Origin of the sequence: Roseovarius sp., from assembly GCF_018066915.1 — a bacterium.
Lineage (GTDB): Bacteria > Pseudomonadota > Alphaproteobacteria > Rhodobacterales > Rhodobacteraceae > Roseovarius.
In genome coordinates this window covers 1-6,269 of sequence record NZ_JAGPVV010000326.1, presented here as the reverse complement: position 1 = coordinate 6,269, position 6,269 = coordinate 1, and the positions used below count along the sequence as shown (strand labels likewise).

7 protein-coding genes and 1 pseudogene are annotated in these 6,269 nt (G+C 60.6%); all 8 read right to left on the bottom strand.

From position 1 onward, the window contains the following. Positions 1–1,255: penicillin acylase family protein (locus tag KBT70_RS18370; RefSeq protein WP_296637600.1), on the bottom strand; the 1,255-nt coding region annotated here is incomplete at its 3' end. A 24-nt stretch (positions 1,256–1,279) separates the two neighbouring features. Further along, positions 1,280–1,447, bottom strand: a complete 168-nt coding sequence (locus KBT70_RS18365; RefSeq protein WP_088652261.1) for a hypothetical protein — start codon at positions 1,445–1,447, stop codon at positions 1,280–1,282. Next, on the bottom strand, positions 1,447–3,018 hold the full coding sequence (lnt, locus tag KBT70_RS18360) for an apolipoprotein N-acyltransferase (protein WP_296637596.1): 1,572 nt from the start codon (positions 3,016–3,018) through the stop codon (positions 1,447–1,449). The genes KBT70_RS18365 and lnt overlap by 1 nt, the downstream gene beginning before the upstream one ends. Then, positions 3,015–3,488, bottom strand: coding sequence for a signal peptidase II (gene lspA / locus KBT70_RS18355; RefSeq protein ID WP_296637593.1), 474 nt, complete (start codon positions 3,486–3,488; stop codon positions 3,015–3,017). The genes lnt and lspA overlap by 4 nt, the downstream gene beginning before the upstream one ends. Position 3,489: 1 nt before the next feature. Beyond that, positions 3,490–4,275: a ZIP family metal transporter gene (locus tag KBT70_RS18350; protein WP_296637590.1), complete on the bottom strand. Its 786-nt coding sequence runs from the start codon at positions 4,273–4,275 to the stop codon at positions 3,490–3,492. A gap of 22 nt (positions 4,276–4,297) precedes the next feature. Then, positions 4,298–4,756, bottom strand: a complete 459-nt coding sequence (locus KBT70_RS18345) for a DUF411 domain-containing protein (RefSeq protein WP_296637587.1) — start codon at positions 4,754–4,756, stop codon at positions 4,298–4,300. A 3-nt stretch (positions 4,757–4,759) separates the two neighbouring features. Further along, positions 4,760–6,133 (bottom strand): M23 family metallopeptidase, encoded by a 1,374-nt coding sequence (locus tag KBT70_RS18340; protein ID WP_058243489.1) that lies wholly within the window; start codon positions 6,131–6,133, stop codon positions 4,760–4,762. Then, positions 6,130–6,269 (bottom strand): annotated as a pseudogene (locus KBT70_RS18335) (SCO family protein); the annotation flags it as partial. The pseudogene KBT70_RS18335 and the gene KBT70_RS18340, both read right to left, overlap by 4 nt.

Here is a 6,269-nt window from a genome sequence, read left to right as displayed (position 1 = left end):
AGCGATCCATGTCGCCATTCCATTGCGCGAGCTTGTCCAGTATTTCGTTGCGAAGCCTTTCGGTGCGGGTCTCTTCGATGCCGCTTGCGGACCTCACGAACCAAAGCTCTTTTGCCATCAGAGGAAGAAGGGCGCGTGCGGCTGCGCTGACAGTGTCGCGTTGAACCGCAATCGCGCCCTCGACCGAGATTATCAGCTGTCGATCATCAAGCACAGCCAAACGGGCGTCTCGAAACGATGCAGGGCGCTCGACCTCCCGTTCGGGCCAGCGGGCCAAGGTTTCACGGTCGATCGCTAGAACCTCCATTCCGGCCGATAACATTTCGGAGGTTCCGCTAAGGGCGTTGTTCGCATCGGTGGACCTCGCGAGACGGTCAAGCATCATCAGATAATCGCCAGCACCCCTGCCTGTAGGAGCTTCTGGCTCTCTGACGGCTTTTTGGGGAGTTGATCCAAACGCCCATGCGACGCGCTCGTTGCGGCCGATGACAACGAACGGCACGCCCGGCAACGTGGCGCCAATCGCGGCCCCTGTCGGAAGCTGAAGATCCGCCAGGTACCATTCAGAGGGGAGCGACAAAGGGCCAACGATGTCCGCGGCGAGAATTGGTGCCCCTGTGGCCGTTCGGTCGCCGGACAGCGCCCAAGCATTGAGGCTGACTTCGGGCGGGGTCGCAAACAACTCGGGTGTGACGGGGCGATCTGACGGGACCCGCAAATCTGACGAGACTGACAATTCTTGCCGGCTCTTGGGTCGAAGATCGCTCAAAAATGCATGGGCTATTCTGAGGCTATCGACAGGTCTCCAGGCCGCTATCATTCTCTCGTCAGCGATCAACAGTTCGGGTGAGCCCCTGCCGCGCCCGCCTTCGGAAACCAGCCCAAGCCACGCGTTGACACCGGCGGCGTATGCTTCGAGCGCATCGGATGTCGAAGAGTCAATTTCGGTCGTCGGCTCCAGTGGCAACAGGTCTTTCGTTGCACGCCTTGCCCTCAACAACTGACCGAGCCTGTCTTGCGCGTGAACGAAGCCGATGGCGAAATAGACATCCTCGGCGGACCCCGCCGTGATGTGCGGTAAGGCTGAAGAATCCCGCAGGATATCGACCGGGCTATCTATGCCTGCAACGCTGAAGTCCTCGTCATAGTCGGGAACGGAGGCACGCAGCAGAAAGTAGACGGTACCGGAAACGGCCAATCCCGCTGCGCAGACCGTCAGGAAAGTGTAAAGCAATATGTTGAACAGTCGTTTCAATTCGTTGCCGATGCTGAAGCATTTTCAGGACGTGATGCGCAACAGGATCACCGAGGCGAAAAAGGCGAGGAGGCCGAAGGCAATGCCGAAGCTTGTCGCATATTGAAGCATATCCAGGCGGTTTCCTTTCCGCCGCCGCGCCAGATAGCCACCCCAGATCGCACCTCCGACAAAACCCGCGAGTACCAGCATCACCATTCCTCCATTCTTGAATGCTCCGCACTGGGCTGTCGTCCGGCCAAGCCGACGGCATAGACCAGGGTCCAGGCCGCACCGATGAGCATCAGCAATGTCCAATCGCCGAAACGTGCGTAGGGCGTGGGAGCGCGCGCGCCGGGCAGGCTGGCGTCAATGACGCCTGTTTCCCCGGTATCGAGACGCGCGACGACATCTCCATTGGCGTCGATGATCGCGGATATCCCGGTGTTGGCCGCGCGGACCACGGGAAGACCTTCTTCGACCGCGCGCATGCGCGCGGCCGCGAGGTGCTGCTCGGGCCCGATGCTGGTTCCGAACCAGGCATCGTTGGTGGCGTTGAATATCCAGTCGGGGCGGAAAAGATCATCGACCACGTGGCCCGGAAAGATTATCTCGTAGCAGATCGCGACCGCGACCAGCGGCGCACCCGCGAGCGCGAGCGTGCGTGGTCCCGGTCCGGGCGTGAAATCGCCCAATCCCTCGGTCAGCCGTGCGAAAGGCAGCCAGCCCCGGAAGGGAACGTATTCCCCGAACGGCACGAGATGATGCTTTGCATATCCGGTCAGTATTTCCCCGCTGCTGTCATAGGCCTGGACCGTATTGAAATAGCGGGTACCCGCAACGCTCTCCACTCGATCGGGCACTCCCGTCAGAAGCAGCGTACCTTCGGGCAGAGAACCGGTGATCCGGGTACGGGCTGCCGCGTCCTCGTCGAGAAAACCGGGAAAGGCCGTCTCCGGCCAAAGCAGAAGATCGACGTTGCCGGGACGAGATGAGAGGTCGAGGTAGAGCTCAAGGGTCGCGTCCCGGTTTCCGGGCGCCCATTTCTCCCGTTGCGGCACGTTGCCTTGCACGATGCGCAAGTCGACGCGAGGCAAGGGCGCCTCTGATCCAAGGCGGAACGTACCGGCACCCCAGAGTCCTATGATGGCCATCGCGCACAAGACCAGAACGGCTGACCGTTGACGTGGCACGGCGGAATACGCAGCTCCCGGCATGACGCCGACAAGGACGGTGAGAAAGCTCAACCCGTAGCTTCCGACCCAGGCTGCCGGCTGTCGCAGCGCGGCGTGATCGACCAGAGCATAAGCGGCCAGGTTCCACGGAAAACCTGTCAGGACATGACCTCGCAACCATTCCGTCGCCACCCAGCAGGTTGCGAGAAGCAGACTTGCGGCAATGCTCCCGAGGGGTCTGCGCTGCGCGATGACGGCATAGAGCGCCGCAGCCATGGCCGGGAAAATGGCTAGGCCCGCTGACAACCCCGCGACGGCCGGGATCGCCAGCGCGGCGAAACTTTCGGCATCGACGTAAAAACTCTCGGCGATCCAAGAGATTCCGAACCCGAACTGGCCAATTCCGAAGACCCAGCCGATAAAGAAAGCGTGCGCTGTGGAAACCTGTCGGAGTATGAGAAAGAGCGCCGAGAAGGCAACCGGAACGGCGATGAGCCATGAGAACGGCGGAAGGGCTAAAACCGTCAAACCGCCCGCCACAAAACTAATTCCGGAACGCAGAGGAATGTAATGGCCCCAGACAGACATGTGCGCCAAACCCGTCATCATGTGCCATTCTGAAACTTGGCGCTCAACCAAGGAGCTATGAGCAGTAGGCCCACCCCGCCGACCACGAAAACATCCGCCATGTTGAAGGCGGGCCAATGCGTGGATCCGGCGTAGAAATCGAGGAAGTCTGTCACACCCCGAAACCGGATGCGGTCGAGGACGTTGCCGAGCGCGCCACCGATAATCGCACCATAGGCGATAGCCTCAACCGGGCTGGCAGTGCGCACCAACATGACCGTCAACCAGCCACAGACAGCGAGGGCCAACACTGTAAGGCTCCACCATGGCGCTCCACCAAGTAGTCCGAATGTCACGCCATCGTTGCGCAGGTAGATGAGATTGAAACCGGGAAAGACCGGAATTCCGGTGCTCAAATCTGCCGCATTGGCGACGACAATTGCTTTTGTCACCTGATCGACAAGAAAAGCAGTTCCAGCCGCAATGAAACCTTGGAAATGGGTCAGTTTCATCTCATCCTCCCAGCCATACATCGAGGAACAACATGATCACGAGGCCGGCTGCGAGACCGAGTGTCGCCCTGTTTTGATGGCCTGAACGGTGGGTTTCGGGAATGATTTCGTGGCTGATGACGTAGAGCATCGCCCCGGCGGCGAAGGCGAGCCCCCATGGCAACAGCGGCTGCGAGATGCTGATGATCCCAGCCCCAAGAAGCCCGCCTACCGGCTCGACAAGACCTGTCAGGGCGGCAATCCCCCACGCACGGCGCCTGGAATAACCCTCACCAAGCAATGAGACCGCTACGGCGAGACCCTCGGGAGCGTTTTGCAGCCCGATGCCAATCGCAAGCGGCAAGCCACCAGACAGACCGTCAGCCCCAAACCCGACACCAACGGCGAGTCCTTCGGGGAAATTGTGGATCGTGATCGCAATGATGAAGAGCCAGACGCGGCGCAGCGAAGCAGCGTCTGGGCCTTCCCGCCCCGTCTTGAAATGCTCATGCGGCAGCCGTTCGTTCGTCAGAGCGACCGCGCCCATGCCAAGCAGGATCGCAACACAAACGATGGCCGCCGGGAGAGCACCGTTGTCGAACTGTCCTTCAGCTGCTTCGAGAGCCGGGATGATCAGCGAGAAGAACGAAGCCGCGAGCATGACACCCGCCGCGAAGCCAAGCAGCAGATCGCGCGAGGCCCGGGACGGGATGCGCCCAAAAAGAACGGGGACCGCCCCGACCGCGGTCAGCGATCCGGCGGCCAGGCTTCCAAGAAAGCCAAGCGCTATGGGGTAGAGGGGTTCCAATTGTTAAGGTTCTGCCGCGAGTTCAGTCAGGAGCCGAGTAGCTGGTGTAGACCTCGGTCGATCCGTCTTCGTGGATCAGGAAGACATCGTAAGCCTCCCGGTCGTCCTCCGGTCCCATGCCGGGTGACCCGTAGGGCATTCCCGGCACCGCCAGGCCTACCGCGTCTGGCCGGTCCTCCAGCAGGCGTTGGATGTCAGCCGCCGGCACGTGGCCTTCGATCACGTAGCCGTCGACCAAAGCGGTATGGCAGGAGACCATGCGCTGAGGCACGCCATTGTCGAGTTTGAAGCGCACAAGAGATCCCCCGAACATGTCCTCGCCTGTCGGCGCGAATCCGCTTTCCTCGAGGTGCTTCATCCAGGACAGACAACAGCCGCAGCCGTTTGTCTTCCGGACATCAATCTGGATCGCATCGGCGACAGCTTGCGCCGCGGGGAACAAGGCCAGCGTGACTGCAAGGGCGAGAGCCAGTCGTTTCATGGATTAAAGCCTTTCGGTTGTTGTTTGCATAAATTCGCTGGTGAGCCTCTCGGCCAGTAGCGTGCGTGCCTCAGCCAATCGCTCAAGTGCAGCCGTGTCATCCGCATCCCGCTCGGCCGCCTCTGCCAGTCGGTCGTCTGAGAGAGGATCCGTCGGGCGACCATCGACAAGAACCTCATAATGCAGATTGGGGCCGGTCGCGGTGCCGGTCGCACCGACGCGACCGATCATGTCTCCGGCCATCACGCGCTGCCCTTGTTCGAGTGTGTCCGGCACCTCGCTGAGATGTGCGTATCGTGTCAGGGTGTCGGATCCATGCGCTATCTCCACCACCCGGCCATATCCACCGCGACGTCCGATGAAGCTCACGCGTCCGGGCGCCGTCGCTTTCACCGGCGTACCGCTTGCTGCAGCAAAGTCGACGCCGGTGTGCATGCGCACATTCCCATAGACTGGGTGTGTGCGACGGCCAAAGACGGAACTCAGCCGCGCTCCTTCCACCGGTTGGGCAAAGACACGCAGGACCTCTCCATCAACATAGATCGTCGCTTTGCCGCTGCCGTCATCCGGCCAGACGATCTCGTAGACCGTTTCACCAAGATTCAGTGCGGCAAAGGCAAGTTCGGGCTGACCGATCCTCTCGTTTCCGTCGCGCGCTTCGCGCCAAAGAAGAAGCATCGTCTCGCCACCGGAAAGTTCGCGTCGAAAATCCACTGTGCCGCCCAGCATCTGCGCCATGTCGACCGCAAAGCGAGCAGGGATGCCCGCCTTGTCCAATGCCGCGAAGACAGAGCTTTCGATCACTGCCTCGCCCGCGAACGTCACCATTTCAGGGTCTGGCTCCAACACGCGTGTGACAAGTTCCTGACCAAAGACCGTTTCGATCCGCACCCCATCGTCAACTGCCAGTTCCACGCGGCTCGGATTTCCGTCCACCTTTGAGATCACAGTGATCTCATGGCCCGGGCGCAATCGGCGCAGGTCATATTCTGCACCAAGCGCGAGCGCGATTTCGGCACGCGCAGGCGCAGCGATACCCGCGTTCGCCAGGACCGCATCCAGCGTCTCGCCCGACGCGATCTCACGCGACCAGGTTATCAAAGGCGGTTCAATCTCGGGCAAGGCGGTTTCTGCGAAGACGGATTGCAAGAGCGGCAGAGGTCGCATTGGGCTAGCATTGTCGGCGTGAAATGCAGCGGGCGGTGTCACATCGTAGTCGGCGATCTGAGGCATCGAGAGCGGATCGGGAGTCCAGAGGGTGGCTTCAGCAATCGCAGGAGGCACTGGCTCTTTGGAAAGAACGCCAGATATGGCGATGGCGGTCACCGAAAAAGCGCCTGCGACCACAGCGCTCGCCAAAACAATTCTAATATTCATGTTGCCCCCTCTACGTCTTCTGTCAGTGCACGCCGGATCTTCGGCACTGCGAATTCTCTTGGCTCGTGATAGTCAATCATGGTGACGAGTTCACCCTTGGCATCGAACAGGAATACGCTTGCCGTATGGTTCATTG